Raw genomic sequence first — 20,838 nt, 5'->3', positions numbered from 1 at the left:
CCATCGAGATGTTGACGCCGCACTGGCTGCCGACCGGTTGGTTTCAGGTCGGTTGGTCCGGCGACATCCCGGTGGACGAGGTTCGGCCCCTGCGCTACTTCGGCCGCGATCTGGTCGCTTATCGGGATGGCGGAGGGACGCTCCACGTTCTCGATGCCTACTGCAGGCATCTCGGCGGGCACCTCGGATATGGCGGACGTGTGCAGGACGACTGCGTCGTGTGCCCGTTCCACGGCTGGCACTGGAATGGCGGTGGCAACAATGTGCACATCCCCTACCAGCCGGATCGGCCCAACCGCTCGCGTCGTCTCCGCGCATGGCCCGTGCGCGAACAGTTCGGTGTGGTGTACCTGTGGCACGACGTCGCGAGCCGAGAGCCCTCTTGGGAACCGCCGAACATCTTCACCGACACTGGTCCGCACACCGCCGCACTCGACTACCACCCAGCGTCACCGCACGGTCTGATCCGCTATGGCGCCCTGCCGCTGCACCCGCAACTCGTGCTCGAAAACGCCGCGGACCCTATCCACTTCCGGTACGTGCACGGCACTAGGCACCATCCGGTTTTCCTGCGGCGATGGGAGGACGATGCGCATTGGTTCAGCCAGATCGGCTTCGGATCCCGATGGCGCGAGATGGAGCCTGACAGCCACAACGGCGACACCCTGTCGATACTCGCGGCCGGCGTCGGACTCAGCTTTACGTCGCTGTCGGGTTCCTCGAACACGCTGATCCTGTTGTCCACGACGCCGGTTGACGTCGGCACCAGTGAAATGTTCCAGACGGTGTGGCTCGAGAGGCTGCCCGGCGATGACGTCCCGGGCGCGGTCGAGTCACGTATCGATGCGGCCACCGCCCAATTGCCGCACGACATCACCATTTGGAGCCACCAACGGTTCGAAGACCCGCCGGCCCTGGCCACCGTCGAAGGTCGCGCGTTCGCCGATTTGCGGCTCTGGGCCCGACGCTTTTACCCCGAATCCGCCGGGGCGCCGCGCCTACTTTCAGCGGCGAACGGAACCGTTCAGCTCGAGGGCGAGATGCGACCGTGAAAGTCGGCGTCTATTTCGACCTTCGCAACCCGCGCCAGTGGCGACAAGATCCGTCGCGCCTCTACGGCTTCACCATCGAAGCGTGCCAGGAGGCGGAACGGCTGGGTGCAAGCTCGGCATGGTTCTCCGAGCACCACCTCTTCGACGATGACTACCTCGCCGCACCGTTGACGTTTGCGGCCGCGGTCGCTGCGCGGACGCAGCGGATCCGGCTCGGAACGGCGATCGTGATCGCGCCGCTGCACCATCCGGCCGAGATCGCCGAGCAGTGTGCTGTCGTCGACCTCGTGTCCGACGGTCGACTCGATCTGGGCCTCGGAACCGGTTATCGCATACCAGAGTTCGACCTTTACGACGCAACGCCGAACGCGCGATATGCGCAGACCGACGGTACGGCGCGTCGTCTCCGCGAGCTGTGGGGAAAGGACGGCATCCGGCCGGGGACGGTGCAGGATCCGCTGCCGATCTGGATGGGGTATCAGGGACCACAGGGTGCGAGGCGCGCCGGTCTGCTTGGTGAGGGACTACTGTCGGCGGATGGGGCGCTGTGGGGCCCCTATTCAAAGGGGCTGGCCGAGGCGGGACATTCTCTGGCCGTGGGGGTGATGGCGGGCGGTATCCAGGGATGGGCCACCGAGGACCCCGACGGCGACTGGCCGACGGTCTCCGAACACCTGTCGCATCAACTCAACTCGTATCGTCGCCACATGGTCGAGGGCACCGGTCATCCGCCGCCCAAGCCCGTGGATCTCGGCCGCGTCGTCAACACCGACGGCGCGGGTCCGCTGGGGTCCTTCACGTACGGCACCCCCGAACACGTGGCGGAGGCGATACGAGCCGGTACTGCAGGCGCCCCGGTCGACACCGTCTTCCTCTGGGCATCCATCGGCGGGATGGCCGACGAGCTGGTCATGCGTAACATCGCAACGATCTGCACCCGGCTCGCACCCTTGCTCGCCGAACAAAAGGATTCTCGATGACCGAACCGCAGACGACCCGCCGCGAAGCGACCGACCCCTTCGGCGAATGGGCAAGCAGCAAAGACGTTTTGATGAGCTATCGCTACCTGGCCTCGGCTCCGCGGCCCATCGATCGCACCCACGCTGAGAACGCCTTGCACCTCCGCCGCGACCTCCGCACGGCGGGTGGGGCAATGCTGGCGGCCCCGCTGGCGATCGCGATGCTCGACGCCGCGGGCGTCAACGTCGACCCGGTCAACATCCTGGCGCTGACCCAGATCAACCTGACCGTCATCGACCACGGGCAGGGGATTGACGACGTGTTCATGGCAGGACGTGTCGCCACTGAGGCGCGGTCGCAGATCTTCACCGAGGCAGTGATTCACCACGCGAGTGACCGTGAGCGGATTGTCGGATTCGGATCGGCTAACTGGTCGGTGATCTGTCCGACGCCCGAGGGGTTCGCCTATCCGGAACCGGGCGCCGGCGTCGACGAATCGGACGACCTCCCGCCGCTGTGGCAGGCCTACACAGGGAACAGACGTGCCGATGGCCTGCTCGAGATTCCGGGGCTGCGGCCGGAAATCGGCGCCGAGCGCCTCCATCACGGACCGATGCTCGTCGTGACCGAAGCCGCCGCAATCGACGCGGGCTCGCGTGCGCTCGGCACCGATGACGTGGGCGTCGATCAGCTGACAATGACCATCGTGGCACCGGGTCGGACAGGTCCCTTCGTCGCGATGCCGGTATCGGTCGGGACGAGCGGTGACAGCGCGGCGTGCCGTATTGAACTTCGGGACAACGGGCGAGCTGGCCGAGTCGTTGCTACCTGCGTTGTGCGGATCAGCCGGCTCCGTCGGTACTTGCATGGCGGGTGATCGACGAGAGGTCGACATCGTCCCAAACAACTGCCGCGGGGCAAGCGCGGAATACCTGTGGACCGCCGGGTCTTTTCGTGCGTTACTGGTCACGTTACAGTGTAAGGTCAGACGACGACCGGCCCTTCTGACGGCCCCAGAGACGAGGACTGATGGATCAAGCGACGAAGTTCGATCCGCGACTGGCCCCGCTGACCCAACAGGTCAAGTCAATGGCGAGTCCCCAGGCGCTATTCAGCGAAAAGGCCGGCACTGTTCGCGCTGAAAAGTCCAACGGGGTCTGGAATCTCTATCGCCACGACGACATTGTCAAGATCAATCGGCACCCGGCGATCCTCGGCAATGGCGGCCAGGGCGGCAGCTTCGGCAACGACAACCCGCTGATCCCTTTGGAGATTGACGGTGAGGACCACAAGAAGTGGCGAAAGCTGCTGGACCCGATCTTCGGACCGAAGCAGATGTTTCCGTTGGAGGCGCAGATCCGGAAGCTCGCGGGAGAACTCATCGACAAATTCGCTGCCCGCGGCGAAGCCGAACTGCACGACGAGTTCTGCGTGCCGCTGCCATCACTCACGTTCCTGCGTCTCGTCGGGGCTCCGATCGAGGACGTGGACTTTTTCCTTGACTTCAAAGACGGTGTGATACATCCCGAGGGAGACACGGTCGAGGAGATGAATGCGAACATGGCGGTGGCGGGCGCCAAGTTGCTCGACTATTTCGTCAAGTTCCTCGCGGAGCGTCGGCAGGAGACCGAACCGAAGGAGGACGTCATCTCAGTGCTGTTGCGGTCGGAGGTCGACGGTGAACCCATCTCCGAACTCGACCTCCTGAACATCATGTTTCTGTTGATGTTCGCCGGCCTCGACACAGTGACCTCGTCGCTGTCATGCATCTTCGCGTGGCTGGGCCAACACCCCATGGAGCGGGACCGTCTGATCGCGGACCGGTCACTTCTCCCCGCGGCCATCGAGGAGATCATGCGCTACGAGTCCCCGGTCCCATCGGGGCAGCGACACCCCACCGAGGACATCGATCTTGGCGACGGTCTGGTCATCAAGGCCGGTGAGCCCATTCACGCGTTCTGGGCAGCCGCCAATGTCGACCCGACCCACTACGAGGACCCCTTGACGGTGAACTTCGACCGTGGGCGTCAGAGCCACATCGTGTTCGCCAGCGGCACGCACCGCTGCCTCGGGTCCCACCTCGCACGGATGGAGCTGAGGATCGCGCTGGACGAAATCCTCACTCGCATACCCGACTACACCGTTCCCGCAGTCGAGGATCTGGTTTACGACAACGTCTCGGTCCGGATGGCAACCAGCCTGCCGGTGAAGTTCACCCCAGCTAGGCATTCGAAGCGCTGACTCGGCGTCAACGCGACTTCTTCGACTTCTTGGCTGCGAGCTGCGCGCGCAGTCCTTCGATGATGGTGTCGACGCCGTAGTTGAAGAAGTCGCGCCCGCGCAGACCGGTCAGGTGAGGCACCAGTCTGGCCAATGTGTCGTCCAGTTCGTCGGGGTCCACTTCGCTGGGGTCGGGGGTGTCCAATTCCATCACCTGGTAACGGCCGAACAGATAGGTGTGGATCATCGCGTACGACAGGAACACCCGCGGCCCCTCAAATCCCGCGCTGAGCAGTATCTCCAGAATCCCGTTCATCAGGCGCTGGTCGGTGCTGCGCATGCGTTCCAGCATGACCGTGGCTATGCCGGGATGATCGTGCAAGCGCGCATCGATCCCGGTCACGACCGCTCGTAAGCGATCCTCCCACGGTCCCGAATCGGGTTCAGGAATGGCAACTTCCGAGAGAAGCTTGCGAGCCACGAGGTCGAGTAGTTCGCGCTTGTCGCTGACGTACCAGTACGGCGCCATCGCCGATCGGCCGAGTTCGCGAGATAGCCGGCGCATGGACAGCGCGTCGAGCCCCTCAGCGCGAATGATGTTCAGAGCCGCGTCGACAATCTGTTCTTCGGTCAACGTCGGTGGCTTACCCCGCTTCGCGGTTCGCGACGCTGTGTCCGCGGCGGCCTCCTTAGCGGCGATCTGCGCACTCCGTTCTCTCGCCCCGATCAATCCAATGATGTTAGATCACGGGCTCGCACGTTTGGCACTTCAGATTCCGAGGCGGTCGAGAAACCGTTCGTAGAACACGGCAGGCCCGCCGAGCAGCAGGCTCGACGACAGTGCACGTCGGAATAATGCTGCGGCATCCGCGGAATCGTCGATGACCTCGGCGGTCCGGCTCGCTACTCGCAACGCGGCCGTCGAGCACCCGATGTGCGCCATTGCAGCAGATCCCGGTGCAGCGTTCGCACTGCGCGCTTGCGTCCACAGAGATACCGCGGTCGCGTGATCCAGCGCCGTTTGAGCGAGGTCGAGTTCCGCATCGCCCGCGAGCAGCACGGTGACGGCCCGTTCAATGAGTCCGACTTGTTCACCGGCCAACGCGGTCATGGCCAAATCCACGGTGTCGCGCATCAGCGCACCGCCGCGACCCTCCTTGCCGAGCAGTCTTGCCGGCGTGTCGTTCAACTCAACGGCGAACAGTGGCCGGGTTTCGTCGATCGAGTCGAGTTCGGCGACCGACAACCCGGCCGCATCTGCGTCCACGGCATACAGCGAGGGTCCCGCGATGGAACGCGCGACCGCGAAGATCACGTCAGCACCGGCCGCATCGGGCACAAAGAGCTTCGTCCCCGACAGCCGCCAACTGTCGCCGTCGGGCTGGGCCTTCGTACGCACGAGCGCGGGATCCCAGGAGCCCGATTTTTCTGCCGCGGCGACTGTCGCTCGTAGCTCGCCACTTTCGATGCGCTCGCGGTGCTCATCGCCGTCTGCACCGAGCGCCCACAGTGCCTGCCAAGCCAACCCGATGTTCGAGAACAGCGGCGAGGCGCCTAGCGAGTACCCGTAGCTACGCATCGCCGCGCCGAGTCCCTCTTGTTGTACCGCGGCAAGTTTCAGCCACGTTGACCCATCGGGATAGTCGGTCCCAGACTGTGCATGAAGGTAATCCGTTGCACTGCACCGTACTTGGGCGTACGCCGTACTCGCCAAGCGGTCGAATGCCGTCGGGTCGCTCGCGGCCGCCAGGAATTGGCTCCGCAATGCGCTACCGGCGTCGGCGATCAGATGGGGACCCAGAACGTCGGCGGCGAAACGCGCCCCCGCCGCCAGACTGCGGGCGCGCAATGTCCTCCCAATCGCCTCGTCGGAAATATCGCCGTGTGCGGCGGCGACGTCAACCAGCAGCGAGCTGAGGTCACGCCGCAGCGCGCGGTCGTCCCATGTCCAGGTCGAGCGCATCAGGGCCGTGAGCGTGTCGGGGTTCAGCGCTTTTTCGAACTCATGATGAGCTGGATCGACCGATCCTGGCTGCGTCGCGGTGCCGTTTCCCACTGTCGAACCTCCCAGTTCTGTCCCGCTGTCGCCATGGCCAACCTCAACGTTACAGTGTAAGGTCAGATAGGTGCACGTGGTGACGCTCAAAAGAAGGAGCCCTCGACCGTGACGCAAATGACGCAAGAATCGACCGAGACGACCGAGCGGGAAAAGATCTGGGCTCACTCCGGTGACTCGCACGCGATGGAGCCCGACGACCTGTGGACGTCGCGGCTGCCTAAGCGGCTCGCAGACCGCGCCCCGCGGACCGAGCGCGGCGAGAAATACGAACTGGTCTATGTCGATGGCCAGCAGCTGAGTCGTCAGCTCAACGACTTCATGGACGCGATCCGACCGCCGGGTGCATCCGACATCGAGATACGGCTGCAGGACTTGGACCGAGAAGGCGTGCAATGCCAGCTCGCTTTTCCCTCAGCCGGATTCTGGACCGTCAACATCCAGGACGCCGAACTGGCTCGCGCGGCGGCCAGGGCATGGAACGAATGGTCACGCGACGAAGTGATGTCCTGGCAGAAGCGAATCTTCACGCCGGCGATCGTGCCCCTCGTGGAACCGGCCGATGCAGCTGCCGAGGTGGAATGGGCTGCCGAGCAAGGATTTCAATCGATTTTTCTCCCCTGCACGATGTCTGACGAGAAAGACTGGGGCCTCGACCTCTGGGAGCCGTTGTGGTCAGCCGCCGATGCCAACAACATGGTGTTGGCCTATCACATCGGCACCGGCGGCGAGAACGTCGTGTACCGCGGGCCCGGTGGTGCCGTCGTGAACTACATGGAGACGACTTACCCCGGTATGCGGGTGGTGTCGCATCTGGTCGCCGGTGGGGCACTCGACAGGCACCCTGATCTGAAGGTGCTGATCGCCGAGGGTGGCGCCGGTTGGGTTCCCGCGATCGGTGACCGGATGGACGAGGCATACCGACAACACGGAATGTTCGTGCGGCCCAGGTTGAACCGGCTGCCCAGTGAAATAGTCCGCCAGCAGGTTTATGCGTCCTTCCAGCACGACATCAGCGCGGTCCAGATAATCGAGGACACCCAATACGACAACGTCTTGTGGGGGGACGATTATCCGCACCTCGAGGGCACTTACGGCCACACCCAGGAGACGCTGCATCAGCTGTTCGATTCAGTTGATCCCCGAATCAAGGACCGGGTACTGCGGGGCACGTTCGAAGAACTCTTCACAGTGCCGAAGATGGACGACAACTCCGTTACACAGTGACCGACACAGCTGCCGCACGTCGGCCCGCGCCCGACCCGCAGGAGGATTGGGCGGCCACACGGGGCGTGCTGATGAGCTACGCGTACCTCGGATCCCGTCCGCAGGCGATCGACTCCAGCAGCGCTGCGAACGTGCTCCACCTGCGGCCGGATCTGCGTACGCCCGCAGGGGCCGTACTGGCCGCACCGTTGGCTATAGCGATGCTCGACGCCGCGACCGTCAACGTCGAGGGGATGCGGGTTCTCGCGGTGACCCAGGTTGACTTCAACGTCGTCGATTACGCGCTAGATGTTCGTCATGCACATATTGCCGGGCGCATCACCACAGAGATGCGCTCGCAGTTGTTCACCGAAGCGCGATGTGCAGACGCCGATGATCCCGACCGGCACATCGGCTTCGGCACCGCGAACTGGGCTGTGCTGAGCGGAACGCCGCACCGATTCTGCTTCCCGCAACCGGGCATGCCAGAATCCGGCTGGTCCGGACTGCCGCCACTGTGGCACGCGTACTCCGGTCGCCGGCGAGGCGACGGCACGATGGAAATTCCGCGCCTGCCACTCGAAGTCGGCGAAGAGCGACTGCACCACGCTCCGATGCTCGCCGTTACGGAAGCAGTCGCTTTGGAGTGTGCCGCCCAAGCGCTTGGCACCGACGAGGTCGTCGTCGACCACCTGGCGATGACAGTGGTGGCGCCGGGTCGCACGGGACCGTTTACCGCAGCGCCGGTGTACATGGCAACCGCGGGCGACGCCGTTGGGTGCAGAGTCGAACTGCGCGACGCCGGGCGCGGCGATCGCCTGATCGCCGCGACATTCGTGCGTATACAGATGTACGACTGAGGAGGCTTGTATGGAATCGATCTGCGCCGGACTGAACGTGGTCGAATTCGGTTCGGGAAGTGTTGCCGCATCGATCGCCGGCGTCGTGCTCGCCGACGCTGGCGCGCGCGTCCTCAAGGTCGAATCCCCCGAGGGCGATCGGCTCCGCGCGCACAATCCCAGCGGATTCCTCGTGTGGAATCGAGGCAAGGAGAGCCTCGTTGCTGATCTGCGAACCGCGGAGGGACAGCAGACAATCCGTGACCTGGCCGCGCACGCTGACGTGGTCATCGAAGGGTTCGCCCCCGGCAGGACCGCGGCGTGGGGGATCGGAGCCGACGAGCTCCGGGCGGCTAATCCGGCGTTGATCCACTGCGCGATAACGGGCTTCGGGTCAGCTGGCCCCTACGCACCGCTGAAAGCGTATGACTCACTGGTCGCCGCGAAGGCGGGACTGTGGGCGCGTGGCGCGTTCGGGCACCGGGACGGCCCCATCATGTTCCCCGTCCCATGGGCCAGCTTCGGCGCCGCCATGCAGTCGGTGGCGGGCATCATGGGCGCGTTGATGGTGCGGGAGAAAACCGGCCGAGGACAGGCGCTGGACGCCACACTGGTGGCAGGACTCGATCCGATCGACTACTTCGTTTCGACCATCGTCCAGGTGATGGCAAAACGTGGCGAGAAGCCCAACGCCGATGCGCGTGCGGCGACGGCCGCGAGCCGATTCGGCGTGCTGCTGGCCACCCGCGATGGCCGGTTTGTGCAGACCTCGACGATGCTGCCCCACCAGGGCAAGGCACTGTGTGAGGTAGCTGGAGTGGCTCACTGTCTCGAGGATCCTCGATTTACGGGCCTGCCGACTTTCGCCAACGTCGATGACGCCCAGGAGTGGGAAGAGTTGCTGTTGGAGGCTTTTCGGGCGGAGGACCTCGATCACTGGCTACCGCTGTTGGAGGCCAGTCCGAACGTCGCGTTCGAGGTGGCCGTCACGAGCGAGGATGGTTTGAATCATCCGCAAATCCTGCACAACGGCGACGTGGTGACTATTGAAGATCCCAGGCGCGGACCGATCCGCCAGGTCGGACCCGTGGGGCATTTCGACAAGACGCCGATCGGGCCGAAGCGATCAGCGCCCGAACTCGACGACAACGCCGGTCCGCTCGTGGCTCACGAGTTCCCGGCCGGCGGGTCGTCAGCGCCGAAGCACCCCTTCGAGGGCATCACGGTCGTCGAGTTCGGCTGCTTCTACGCCATGCCCTACGGGACCGCGATGCTCGCAGCGCTCGGTGCTCGAGTGATCAAAATCGAGGACGGCAAGGGCGATCCGCACCGCAATTCTTTCGGCCCTGAGGTGGCGAGCACGAAAACCACGGCGGCTAAGGAGAGTCTGTCGGTTGACCTGCGCACGGCGGAGGGGCGTGCGGTTGCGCAACAGGTGGTGGCCAACGCCGACGCCTTCGTGGACGGTTATCGATCGGGCGTCGCCGAGAAACTGGGCCTGGGATATCAGGAACTGTCCGCACTCAATCCCAAGCTGCTCTACGTACATGCCGCCGGCTATGGCACCGATGGCCCGTACGCCCACCGTGCGCTCTACGCACAGGCTGCGCAGACGGTGGCCGGAAGCTTCGGCAGGCAGGTCGGCTACTGGATGGATCCGGCTCAGAGCGAAGGTTTTTCAGTAATGGAGCTGCAAGCCGTGGTGCTTCCCCGGTTGAACATGCTCGTCGATGGAGACAGCAACGCAGCGCTTGTACTGCTGGCCGCGCTGTCGCTGGGGCTGTATCAATCGCAGAAGACCGGCGTCGGCCAGTTCCTGCGGACGTCGATGATCGGTGGCAACGCCTGGGCCTATTCCGACGACTTCTGCACTTACGAGGGCAAGCCCACGATCCCACTGTGCGACAGCGAGTATTACGGCACGAGCGCGCTCGATCGGGTGTACCCCGCTAGCGAGGGCGGTTGGGTGTGCCTCGCGGTGCGCAGCGACGCTGAGTTCGCAGCCTTGAGAGACATGATGGGCCTCGGCGACGTGACTGCCGCGGATGATGATGCGCTCGAGTCGGCTCTTACAGCGCGTTTCGCCCAGAAGACGGCGGCCGAATGGGAGGCACAGTTGACCGCCGCCCGGGTGGGCTGCGTCGAGGTCAATACGATGGGCCAGCCCATCTTCACCGTCTTCGACCCCGTGCTCCGCGAAACCGGGTTGACCGTGACAGACGAGCACCCGGTCTTCGGCGAGATGGTCCGAGCGGCACCGCCGGTCGCATTCTCGGAGACGCCTGGCCGGGTGGCCCCGTCGTGTGTGCGCGGCCAGCACAACCGCGCGATCATGACCGAGTTGGGCTATAGCGATGCTGACATCGCCAAGCTCGAGGAGCTCAACGCCGTGATCCCACCGTCATGATCCCGAGGGAACCACAAAATGCCACCGAGGCGTGCGACATGCTGGCCATCGGCCATCTCGCGGCGGCCTATGCCGACGCGGTGTCCCGCGGGGAGATCGCCGAAGCGTGCTTGACGTACGCCGAGGACGGCGAACGGCATTCACCCACAACCGAACCGGCCATTGGCCGCGTTGCCGTAACTGCCACCATCGCGGCGACCTGCGCTAGCTTGGAGTTCGTATTTCAGACAGTGCACCAGGGATTGGTGCAGATCGACAGTGATCTCGCCCGTGCTCGCTTCCCGATTACCGAGTGGGCGCGGCGTCGCTCCGACGCCCGCCCGATTCAGTTCCTCGGCGTTTACGAAGACGACTGCATCCGGACATCAGAGGGATGGCGGTTCGCGCGACGCACGCTGCTTCCGAGGACAATGGGCCGACCCGAGGGACTGAACGGCAGGCTTGTAGCACTGGACGGCCTGACTCCCTGGACAGGGGCCGTGGGGGGCTGAGCTAGTCGGGGAACTTCAGCCCGACGTGTATGAACTGCACCAACTCTTCGATGATCGCGTCCCGGTCGGGCACCTCGTCGTTGACGTAGGTGCCGCCCAGGAACGCCGCGACCGAACCGATCAAGATCATGATCATTCTCAGCTGCAGCTTCGCGTCACCGCGCCGCAGACCGCGATCGATGAGGAACTGGTCGAACCACGGTGCTTCGGGTTCGAAGAGCGAGCTTGACAGTCGGTGCAGATCCTCGTCGTCGAACTGACCAGGGTCGCCGAGCAGGACCTGCACCATGCTCATCGCGATGGTGCGGTTGTTGTGCACCATGTCGTAGAGCATTCCGACGAACGCCTTCGAACGCTCATGGGCACTGTCTGACGATTCGGCTTGAGCGGCAACCCATTCAGGAGTGACCGACTCAATCATCTCGATCATCGGACGGAAGACCGCTTCTTTGAGAAGACCGTTCTTGGAGCCGTAGTAGCGAAAGATCAAATCTTCGGACACCTTCGCCCGCTCGGCGATCTGCTTGGTGGTTGCAGCGTGCGGACCACGCTCGGCGAACAGCTGCTGGGCGGCCTCCAGAAGCAGCTTAGGAGCAGAACCACGCCGGACGCGCGGTCCTGTCCGGGGCGCGTAGGTGCGCTCGGATGCATCCTTTTTCACCGGCATGGTCGACACTCTAGGTGACCGGTCCGCCCTGCCGGGGCATCGCCCTAGTCGGCCGTGAACAGGTCACCGAGGGAATTCTTGAGCGCGTCGATGTCGCCGGCCTGGCCGCGCACGAACGCATCCGAGGTGTCGGCGGGCACACCGTCATTGGGTCGCCATGCCGCTCCTTCGTCGGCTCGGTGAGCCTTGAACCCGGCCTCCGGGAAGTTGTACCAACGCCTGGTGTTCAGTTCGACCATCTGGAGCACTTCATCGTCGGGACAGTCGGCGAAGACCTCTTCGGCCCGCGCGCGGCTCTTCGGCCAGAACGAGTCCGAATGCGGATAGTCGCATTCCCAGGTGATGTTTCCCACGCCGATGGCGTAGCGGTTGTTAACGCCGACTTCGTCCTCGATGAAGCAGCCGGAGATGTTGCGGCGGAACAATTCAGACGGCGCGATCGTCGGATGGATGTTCTGATAGAACTTGTGCTTGCGCCACACGTAGTCAGCCCGTTCGATGAGGTACGGCATCCACCCGACACCGCCTTCGGAGAACGCCACCTTCAAGTTGGGGTGCTTGTGGAACACGGGCGAAAAGATCAGGTCGGTGCAGGCAGCCATCGAAGTGGTTCCCATCAACGTGATCATCACCGCGAACGGCGCCTCAGGGGCGATCTGCGGAGGAAATCCGCCGGAGCCGAAGTGCATGACGGCGGTCAGGTTGGTCTCCTCCATCGCGGAGAACACCGGGTCCCACCACGGCGTGTGGTAGCTGGGCAGCTTCAGCGCTACCGGGTTGTCGGGTAGACCGATTGCGCGGACGCCTTTTTCGGCGACGCGGTGGATCTCGGTCACCATGAGGGTCGGATCCCATAGCGGAACCATCGCCATCGGGATGAAGCGGGCGGGATCGGTGGCGCACCATTCGTCGAGCGAGAAGTCGTTCCACGCCTGGACGCACAATAACGCCAGTTCCTTGTCCTCGCCCTCAAGAAAGATGGTGCCGCAGAAGCGCGGGAACGACGGGAAGCACAGCATTGCGTCGACCCCGTCGACGTCCATGTCCACCAGCCGGGCCTTCGGGTCGTAGCAGCCGGGGATCATGTCGTCGTAGCGCACTGGCTCCAGTCCGTACTCCTCGGGCTTCTTACCCGCCACGGCATTAAGACCGATATACGGATAGGGCCGATCCTCGTACAGCCACGACTGCATCGGCGGCAAGCCTTGGCGGGGCACCTCGACAATGCGCGGACCGCGCTCGCGCAGCGCGGTGGGCAGACGGTCCTCCCATACCCGCGGGTGCTCGATCAAATGGTCATCGACAGAGAGCAGTTTCATCGACGCCTGCAATGGCATGACGGCTCCTAGCTGGTTTATCCACGGTCGGTCTCATCGACACGGTAGGCACTCATGCGAGTTATAGTCAAGTATATACTTGACTAATCCTCCACCGTGTTCGTACGGTGAGACCCGTCACATCGATCGGGAGGTACGCATGGAACTGGACCTGAACAGCATGATGTCCGATCCCGCGCTGGCGAACTGTCCATGGCCGATCTACGCAGGGCTTCGCGAGCATGCGCCTGCGATGTCCGCTCCCTTCAGCCGCTCGCAGTCGGGCACCGTCGTCATCCTCACGAGATATGACGACATCCATCAGGCGCTGCGCTCACCGGAGTTGTTCGCGGCCAATTACGGCGAAGCGCACCCTGCCAACTTCATGGGACAGAAGCGGCCGCTGATTCCGTTGAACACCGACCCGCCGGACCACGGAAAATACCGCAAGCTGCTCGACCCGCTCTTCTCTCCACGCGCGGTCAGGGAATTGACCGACAGCACCCGGCGCATCGCCCGTGAGCTGCTCAGTGACGTCGCGGATTCGGGGCAGGCCGACCTGCACGCCGCCTTCACGGAGCCGTTCCCGTGCCGGGTGTTCCTCGACATCGTCGGCTTCCCGCCCGATGATCTCGACAAGTTCCTCCTGTGGAAAGACTCCCTGATCCATGCCGAGATCGTGGCAGGCACCGAGGATCCCGAGGTGCTGGCACAGCTCTGGTCGGATACTGCCGACGCGGTCTACGGCTACTTCAACGTCCTGCTCGACCGGCGCATCGAGGAACCTGCTGATGACCTCGCGACCCGGCTCCTTCAGGCCGAAGTCGACGCCGTGCCGCTGACGCGCCACGAGATGGTCGACATCCTCTACCTACAGATGGCGGCGGGCTTGGACACCGTAAGCGCATCACTGGATTGCCTGGTGGCACGGCTCGCCGGAGACGCCGAGCTGCAGCGCCAGGCCCGGGGAAGTGGCGACGCGCTGCGCAAGATGATCGAGGAACTGCTGCGAGTCGAGACTCCGGTGTCGATGGTATTCCGGTACGCCACGCAGGACATGGATATGCACGGTGTACAGATCTCTGCGGGAGACATGGTGATGATGCTCATCGGCGCGGCAGACACCGACGACACCGTCTTCGCCGACGCGATGACCGTCGACCCGGAACGAGACAACACTCGCCACATGGCGTTCGGCGGCGGCATCCACCGTTGCCTGGGATCACATCTGGCCCGATTAGAACTCACGGTCGCCTTCGAGGAGATCTTCGCCATCTTGGGCGAATTCCGGCTCGCTGACGGCAAGCAGGCGGACTTCATGCCGGGGATCCGCACCGCAAAAAGTCTTCCACTGCAATGGGAACCGCGGTTCGCAGAAGCCGAGTCCCCACGGTGAGCGTGCGAGTCGCCCACAACGGGACCGGGCTGACCGGCCGGGAGGCATTGCGCGGCATCATCAAAGATCCTGATCTGGAATTGGTCGGGCTGTTGACTAGCACCGCGGACAAAACCGGAGTCGACGCCGGAATACTGGCCGGCATGGCGGAGGTCGGTTTGCCGGCGACAAGCAATCTCGACGACATCCTGGCGGCCAAACCTGCTTGCTTCTGCTACTGCGCCACCGCAGTTCGTCGTGAAGAGGACGCCATCGCCGACATGGCGCGACTGCTGCGAGCAGGCATCAACGTAGTGACCATCGCCACGATCCCCATGATCTATCCGCCTGCCGCACCGGAGCACTGGCGGCAGATCGTCGCCGACGCGTGCCGCGAGGGCGGCACCAGCTTCTACGCCACCGGGAGCGAACCCGGTGTGGGGAGCCTAAACATCCCGACCGCCCTGCTGGCCTCCGCCGGGGAGGTCGACGCCTACCGGATGGACATCTACGCGCTCGGACTCGACGTCGTCTACCCGATTAGGGACGTCTTGCACGAGTCGATGGGCTTCGGCAAACCGGATGGGCACGTACCGGTGCGAATCGCCAGCGGAAAGGTCCGCAATGATTGGGAGACGGTCGTCCGCTACATCGCCCATCTGCTCGGCATCGAACTCGACAGCATTGAGCTGGATTGGGAATCCATCATCACCCCCACTGACCTCGATAGTGAGATCGGCGTCGTTGCCGCCGGCACCATAGCCGGGCACCGCTGGCGACTCTCAGGAATGATGCAGGGCGAATCTGTTGTCGCCGCACAATATTTCGCAACCCTGAGCACCACGCCGTGGCCGGACACGTGGCCGCGTCCCGCCAACGACACCACCAGCGCGCTGGTGTATCGGGTCGAGGGGAGGCCGAACCTGCGGATGCAGTTGTACTTCGATCCGCAGTCCGGTGAGGATCGCCTGAACTCGGCGATACCGCTCACCGCGATGGCCGCGGTGAACGCCATTCCCGCCGTTGTGGGTGCCGAGCCGGGCATCATTGAGCATCCGCTGCACGGCCCGCAGATCGTCTCTCGGCAAGCGCGAGCGTCGCGCACCGGGGCGACACCGTGACACGCATTCGGGTGGCGCACTTTGGAACTGGCCACACCGGCATGGTCGTTCTCCGGCAACTGCTGCAGCGCGATGACCTCGAGCTGGTAGGCCATCTCGTGCACTCACCCGACAAGGTGGGCAAGGATTCCGGTGTGCTTGCGGGCGGCGACCCTGTCGGAGTCACCGCGACCGACGACTTCGGTGCCTTCTGCGCACTCGATGCCGACTGTGTGACGTACTTGGCGACAGACTTCGGACGGCCGATCGACGAGGTAATCGACCAGATGTGCCTGCTGCTCGCCGCAGGCAAGAATATTGTGACGACGACATTCGTCCGCCTGGTGTACGCGCCCTCGCTCGACCCCGAGACGTTAGAGAAGTTGCAATCGGCCTGTACGACAGGTCAATCGAGCTTCTTCGGCACCGGCGTCTCGCCGGGATTCACCGTCGACGCGCTGCCCACGTACTGCGCCAGCCTCTGCGCCGCACCCGGTCAGGTGCGAGTCGCCGAACGCATTCTGCAAGGCACGTACGAAGATCCACTGTCCTTCGCCGCACTCGGTTTCGGTAGAGTTCCAGACGGCGATCTCACCAACATCCCGGCAGATCACTGGGCCCCGCATTTCGCAGGGACCATGGCGATGCTCGCGGACGGGTTCGGTTGGCAACTCGATGAGGTCCTCGGGTACCAGGACCTCGCACTGGCCGATCGTGACTACGAATCCGCGGCGGGCTCCATTCGCCAGGGGACGGTAGGCAGTGTGCGGCTTCGCTTCGAAGGGTGGGTCGACGGTGAACCGCGGTTGTTGCTGTCGTGGATTTACACGATGCCCGACGACTTGCGCGACGGATGGGCGCCGCCACTGCCGAGGGAGTCGGCCGCCCGGCGCTTCACCCACATAACGATCGACGCCGATCCCGAAATCGCCGTCACGGTCGAGCTCACCGGTGGCGAACTGCCGGGAGTGACAGCCACCGCGTCCCGTGCCGTCAACGCCATCCCTGCGGTGTGCCGCGCCGCGCCCACGGTCCACACCGCACTCGACCTAGTCATCACCCCTGCTTGATACCGATCGCCGAGGAGAAGCCGTGACCTATCCCGAGGACATCAACGCTGACGTGTCCGCCGGACCCGCCCTCAAAGTCGGTGTTTGCATAGACTTCCCGATCGTCGACGTGCACCGGCCGTTCCTGGACGGCATCCGGCTGGCATTCGACGAAGCCTACGCCGCAGGCATCATCGACCGACCCGCCCGGCTCATCGTCAAGGAGGCCGAAGGACTGCCGAGAGGTGACGCGAACGCGGTGGTGCGCGTCTGGCAGGAACTCGTCGACGAGGGATGCGTGGCGTCGATCGGACCGATGATCAGCGACAATTGCTTGGCCGTGAAGGAACACATGGACACCGCGGCGCAGACCAAGATCGCCACGCTCACTTGGGCGGGCACCGATGACCAGTACAACGAGTACATGTTCGGCTTCGGCAACGGATCGCTGCCCGAAGAGCCCTTCCTGATCGCAGAATCCATCGCCGACCGAGGCCTGAAAACAGTCGGTGTGGTGTTCGAGCGGGCCGCCCCCGGCTACGGATACGCCGAGAACTTCGCCGATGCATGCCGGCGGGAGGGCTTGGAGATTGTTCATTCCGAGGGAGTCGGCCAGGTTCATCGCGACATGGGCGCCACCGTCGCCAACATGATGACCCGCAAGCCGGATGCTCTGGCGTATTTCGGGTTCGGTCTTCCCGGCGTCGAGATGAACGCGGCGCTGTCGGCCGCCGGGTGGGATCCCCCGCGCTATATGTGCGCGGCCTTCATCCTGTGCTACGTCGTTCCCCAGTACATGACTGGACTGAAGGGCTGGATTGGGGTCGATCAGTTCGACGAAGAGAACACCGTCGGCGCAGCGATGCTCAGCCGGTTCGAGAAGCGCTTCGGATACCGGCAGGACAATTGTGTGCCGACGTTGGCGTACGACTGCGGGCAGGGCCTGGCGCTTGGGATCGGTCATGCGAGCACCCTGACTCCGATGGGCGTCATGCGCGGCTTGGAAAAGGTCAAGGCGCTACCGTCTGCGACGGGTGGACCAGGTACGCGAATCTCGTTCGGCAAGTGGAATCGTCGCGCCTGGCATGGAGTGGACTACCTGGTGATGCGCGAGATCAACGACGACGCGACCGGCACACGACTGGTCGCCCGGTTTCGCCGGTGAGGCCGGTGACCTCGGTCTCCAGCGTCAGCACCGCGCGGCATGGCCGATTAATAGTGGGGTAGTTACTTGACTACGATCAGCGCTTTTCGTTAGAGTGTCGACAGTGCGGACCCCGCGTCGGGTGCAACACACGTTCCCTCATGGAGGTTTGGGATGTATTGGGGTGTAGTAGTTTTCGAGACCGCATGCTATGTCACCTTCGTGGCCATGTTCGGCGGCTTCATATACGCCTCCTTCCGGAGGGGTCGCGTCGTCCCCGGCATCTGGCTCATGCTTGGCATCGTCGCGATGTCGTGGCTGGAGTCGCCGTACGACAATGCGATGTACGCGCAATTTCACCCCGACTTCCATCGCCTGCCGAACTGGGGGCCGATCGGGATGACCGAAGGAGGTCTCCCTTGGATAGCTCCTGTCGGGTACAACATGTGGTTCCTGTTACCGGCGTTGATCGCTGTGGTCGTAGCCAGGGCGCTGGTCAAGCGAACAGGGTGGTCACTACCGAGCACCTTGCTTGCGGCCGGCCTCGGCGTAGGCCTGGTTTGGGATTTCACCATCGAAGCACTGCAGGCGCAGTACCTACACCTCTGGACGTTTTCTCGCGCGGTCCCCGGGCTTGCCGTTAGCAACGACATGGGTCTGTACCCGTTGTACTGCGCGTTGGCGATGGGTTCGTTCATGATGGGTGCCGCCTACATCATCGGCAATGTCACACCCGATGGCGACTCTGTGCTCGATGCATGGGCCAAATCCCGCGCCACCACCCCTGGTGGGGTGCGGTGGCTGCAGGCGTTCGCCTACATCGGCTTCTGCATGGTGCTGTACTTCTCGAAGTACATCCCGCTCGCGATCACAAAGTACGCGGGCATGATGACTCAGACCGGTGTGCTGGTTCCTTACCCGGGCGAAATCGGACTGCAACCCGAATCCGGTGGGCCACAGTCCCACGGGGCGATCGGCGCACTGATCGTCTGGGGCCTTTTGATCGGGTTCGTCATTCTGTTCGTCTACTGGGCGAAGGCTATGGACCGCAAATACATTCGGCCGACGGTGGACTCGCCTCCGCCGCCGAAGCCCGTCCCGGTTCGGTAGTGCAGCGTCAGCGGACCCAGCCAGAAGGTGTTTACCAGGAGATCGAAGAGCAGCGCACTCTGGGCGGCTGGCTCAATTCGGATATCCGAAGCACGCCGGTCGCCCGCTTCCGCCGCCAGCCGCGACGGAATCGTTAGGAGCTTTGATGGCACCGCACGATGATGGCCGTCACACTGACGCCGCTTTGGCCTGGGCGGCAGAGACCATCGGCGGGAGAATCATCCGCCAAGAACGTCAGAAGCGCTGGCGTCCAACGTTTTACCTCGACATCGAAAGGCCCGATGGAACCGTGAAGCACGTCATGCTACGTGGCTTCCGCGCGCCGATAGGGCCGGCCGAGGAGTCGTTTCGCGAGCGGCTGAGGATGGAAGCAGGCATCTGCCGCGCGCTCGGCGAAGCAGGGTGCAAGGTCCCCGGCTTCCACGGCTACGAACCGAACGGGGGGTGGTTCTTGATGGACACCCTCCCTGGCACGCCATTCCTTACTGGGGTCGACGATCCGGACCGGCAGGCGAGTCTGTTCCGTCAGTATGTCGAGGCCGTCGTTGCGATGCAGAAGCTGGACTATCGGACGCTCGACCTGCCGGACAATCTGCCGATGGCCACCACCTACGAAGAGGGTGTCAATCAGATGCTCGATGAGTTTCGGCAGCCCTACGATTTCTGGCCTGACAAAGGCCCCGAACCGTTGATCGAACTGACTCTGTGGTGGCTCGAGAACCACCCACCGAAACCCGTGGACAATTTCTCGCTCACCACCGGCGATATCGGCACCGATCAATTCATGTTCGAAGGCGACACCATGACCGGGATGTTCGACCTCGAGATGGCGTACGTAGGAGATCCTATGCAGGACATCGGACTCATGCGGCTCAGAGATCTGTGCTATCCCCTTCCAGGTTTGCCTGACCACCTGCACTACTGGGCCGAACTGATGGGACGAGAACTCGACAAGCAGTCGCTCTGCTACTGGACCGTGGCCGGAATGATGGCCAGCCCGCTGTACGTTTATCCGCTGTGGCATCAGCCGATTCCGCAGATCCACCGTGACGGTACGCAGGTTCACGCCTTCATCCCGATCCACTTCCGGGGCACGTGCGAAGCGTTGGCGGAGTTCTACGGCTTCGAACTCGACCCATCTGCACGGCCCGAGCCTCATGTGAACACCCACACCCGGTACAACACGTGGCTGGTCGGTCAGATGCGCGACTACTTCCCAGACGGTGTGGACGACGACAATCTGCTGTTCGATTACGAGTGCGGCGCCGCTGTAGCGGAGGCGGCGGTGCTCGGTCAGACCTTGGGTCCCATGCTCGAACAACAGACCATCGAGGACTTCGAGCGGCTCATGAACCGAAGCTTCGCGAGCGAGCTCGAAGGGCTTGACGCCCTGCAATCGCGAATCCGGCAGGACCCCGAGAAAGATCTCGAGCAGACCATCCGCGTTCTTCACCGCTTCCACTCCAGAGCGGAGTTCATCACCGAGCCGATTCAGACTTTCGCCGGCTTTCGTTCCGGCCTACCGTTGCAGCGGGTGTTCTGATACCGACTAGCCCTCCGCCGATGATCTGGGTTCGCCGGCTAGCCCAGCCAGTTGATCGCAATCAAAGCGCCGCCCATCAAGAGCACCCACCCCTCGAACACTAACCTCAGCCTCACGGGTGCGGCTCGCAACTCCATAAAATCCAAGAGCACCCAGCGCACTTTTACGCAGGCCAGGAATACGACTTGCGCCCAGATTGTTGACTCCGATTCTGGCAGGCCCGTAGCCAGATAGCCGACGCCAGTCAACGCTATGAGTGCGACGAAGACATAGGTCGCACGATGGTTAATCAGTTCCCTCACG

19 protein-coding genes are annotated in these 20,838 nt (G+C 63.6%); 14 read left to right on the top strand and 5 right to left on the bottom strand.

The features are described 5' to 3' along the window. Positions 1 to 8 precede the first annotated feature (8 nt). From N4S67_RS02050 to N4S67_RS02035, 4 genes are all read left to right on the top strand, one after another. Complete coding sequence (locus N4S67_RS02050) at positions 9 to 1,052, top strand: Rieske 2Fe-2S domain-containing protein (protein WP_260991272.1); 1,044 nt, start codon at positions 9 to 11, stop codon at positions 1,050 to 1,052. Continuing rightward, on the top strand, positions 1,049 to 2,032 hold the full coding sequence (locus N4S67_RS02045) for an LLM class flavin-dependent oxidoreductase (RefSeq protein ID WP_260991271.1): 984 nt from the start codon (positions 1,049 to 1,051) through the stop codon (positions 2,030 to 2,032). The genes N4S67_RS02050 and N4S67_RS02045 overlap by 4 nt, the downstream gene beginning before the upstream one ends. Continuing rightward, positions 2,029 to 2,889 carry a hypothetical protein gene (locus N4S67_RS02040; RefSeq protein ID WP_260991270.1) on the top strand — a complete coding sequence of 287 codons (861 nt, stop codon included), beginning with the start codon at positions 2,029 to 2,031 and terminating at the stop codon, positions 2,887 to 2,889. Before N4S67_RS02045 ends, N4S67_RS02040 begins: the two co-directional genes overlap by 4 nt. A gap of 152 nt (positions 2,890 to 3,041) precedes the next feature. Beyond that, positions 3,042 to 4,253: a cytochrome P450 gene (locus N4S67_RS02035; protein ID WP_260991269.1), complete on the top strand. Its 1,212-nt coding sequence runs from the start codon at positions 3,042 to 3,044 to the stop codon at positions 4,251 to 4,253. A gap of 7 nt (positions 4,254 to 4,260) precedes the next feature. Here the strand turns inward: N4S67_RS02035 and N4S67_RS02030 are convergent, their stop codons facing one another. Beyond that, entirely contained in the window at positions 4,261 to 4,962 is a 702-nt protein-coding gene (locus tag N4S67_RS02030) for a TetR/AcrR family transcriptional regulator C-terminal domain-containing protein (protein ID WP_260991268.1), read from the bottom strand. 39 nt (positions 4,963 to 5,001) lie between these two features. After that, entirely contained in the window at positions 5,002 to 6,288 is a 1,287-nt protein-coding gene (locus N4S67_RS02025; RefSeq protein WP_260991267.1) for an acyl-CoA dehydrogenase family protein, read from the bottom strand. Positions 6,289 to 6,405: 117 nt separating this feature from the next. Between N4S67_RS02025 and N4S67_RS02020 the strand changes: the two genes are divergently transcribed. The 4 genes from N4S67_RS02020 to N4S67_RS02005 are packed head-to-tail and all read left to right on the top strand — an operon-like array spanning position 6,406 to position 11,231. Then, positions 6,406 to 7,515, top strand: a complete 1,110-nt coding sequence (locus N4S67_RS02020; protein ID WP_260991266.1) for an amidohydrolase family protein — start codon at positions 6,406 to 6,408, stop codon at positions 7,513 to 7,515. Continuing rightward, complete coding sequence (locus N4S67_RS02015) at positions 7,512 to 8,354, top strand: hypothetical protein (protein WP_260991265.1); 843 nt, start codon at positions 7,512 to 7,514, stop codon at positions 8,352 to 8,354. Before N4S67_RS02020 ends, N4S67_RS02015 begins: the two co-directional genes overlap by 4 nt. Positions 8,355 to 8,364: 10 nt before the next feature. Next, the gene (locus tag N4S67_RS02010; protein WP_260991264.1) at positions 8,365 to 10,740 is read left to right on the top strand and encodes a CaiB/BaiF CoA transferase family protein; all 2,376 of its coding nucleotides are present in this window, start codon (positions 8,365 to 8,367) and stop codon (positions 10,738 to 10,740) included. A 38-nt stretch (positions 10,741 to 10,778) separates the two neighbouring features. Further along, the gene (locus N4S67_RS02005) at positions 10,779 to 11,231 is read left to right on the top strand and encodes a nuclear transport factor 2 family protein (protein ID WP_260991263.1); all 453 of its coding nucleotides are present in this window, start codon (positions 10,779 to 10,781) and stop codon (positions 11,229 to 11,231) included. 1 nt (position 11,232) lies between these two features. Here N4S67_RS02005 and N4S67_RS02000 read toward each other — a convergent pair whose 3' ends face one another. Together N4S67_RS02000 and N4S67_RS01995 are read right to left on the bottom strand one after the other, a co-directional pair. Further along, positions 11,233 to 11,898: a TetR/AcrR family transcriptional regulator gene (locus N4S67_RS02000; protein ID WP_260991262.1), complete on the bottom strand. Its 666-nt coding sequence runs from the start codon at positions 11,896 to 11,898 to the stop codon at positions 11,233 to 11,235. 44 nt (positions 11,899 to 11,942) lie between these two features. Next, positions 11,943 to 13,235, bottom strand: coding sequence for an amidohydrolase family protein (locus N4S67_RS01995; RefSeq protein ID WP_260991261.1), 1,293 nt, complete (start codon positions 13,233 to 13,235; stop codon positions 11,943 to 11,945). 139 nt (positions 13,236 to 13,374) lie between these two features. Between N4S67_RS01995 and N4S67_RS01990 the strand changes: the two genes are divergently transcribed. The 6 genes from N4S67_RS01990 to N4S67_RS01965 all read left to right on the top strand — a co-directional run bounded on the left by N4S67_RS01990 (position 13,375) and on the right by N4S67_RS01965 (position 20,535). After that, complete coding sequence (locus N4S67_RS01990) at positions 13,375 to 14,610, top strand: cytochrome P450 (RefSeq protein WP_260991260.1); 1,236 nt, start codon at positions 13,375 to 13,377, stop codon at positions 14,608 to 14,610. Beyond that, positions 14,607 to 15,710 carry a dihydrodipicolinate reductase gene (locus N4S67_RS01985; protein ID WP_260991259.1) on the top strand — a complete coding sequence of 368 codons (1,104 nt, stop codon included), beginning with the start codon at positions 14,607 to 14,609 and terminating at the stop codon, positions 15,708 to 15,710. Before N4S67_RS01990 ends, N4S67_RS01985 begins: the two co-directional genes overlap by 4 nt. Positions 15,711 to 15,751: 41 nt before the next feature. Next, positions 15,752 to 16,759, top strand: a complete 1,008-nt coding sequence (locus N4S67_RS01980; RefSeq protein ID WP_390893174.1) for an NAD(P)H-dependent amine dehydrogenase family protein — start codon at positions 15,752 to 15,754, stop codon at positions 16,757 to 16,759. A gap of 22 nt (positions 16,760 to 16,781) precedes the next feature. Further along, the gene (locus tag N4S67_RS01975; protein ID WP_260991258.1) at positions 16,782 to 17,903 is read left to right on the top strand and encodes an ABC transporter substrate-binding protein; all 1,122 of its coding nucleotides are present in this window, start codon (positions 16,782 to 16,784) and stop codon (positions 17,901 to 17,903) included. A 207-nt stretch (positions 17,904 to 18,110) separates the two neighbouring features. Continuing rightward, positions 18,111 to 18,992, top strand: a complete 882-nt coding sequence (locus N4S67_RS01970; protein ID WP_260991257.1) for a spirocyclase AveC family protein — start codon at positions 18,111 to 18,113, stop codon at positions 18,990 to 18,992. A 145-nt stretch (positions 18,993 to 19,137) separates the two neighbouring features. Next, complete coding sequence (locus tag N4S67_RS01965) at positions 19,138 to 20,535, top strand: phosphotransferase (protein ID WP_260992011.1); 1,398 nt, start codon at positions 19,138 to 19,140, stop codon at positions 20,533 to 20,535. A gap of 38 nt (positions 20,536 to 20,573) precedes the next feature. Here the strand turns inward: N4S67_RS01965 and N4S67_RS01960 are convergent, their stop codons facing one another. Next, positions 20,574 to 20,837 (bottom strand): cytochrome C oxidase subunit IV family protein, encoded by a 264-nt coding sequence (locus N4S67_RS01960; protein WP_260991256.1) that lies wholly within the window; start codon positions 20,835 to 20,837, stop codon positions 20,574 to 20,576. Position 20,838 lies beyond the last annotated feature (1 nt).

Source organism: Mycobacterium deserti (genome assembly GCF_025345615.1).
In the GTDB taxonomy this organism is placed as follows: domain Bacteria; phylum Actinomycetota; class Actinomycetes; order Mycobacteriales; family Mycobacteriaceae; genus Mycobacterium; species Mycobacterium deserti.
The sequence above is the reverse complement of the archived record's forward strand: the minus strand, read 5'-3'. Positions and strand labels throughout refer to the sequence as shown.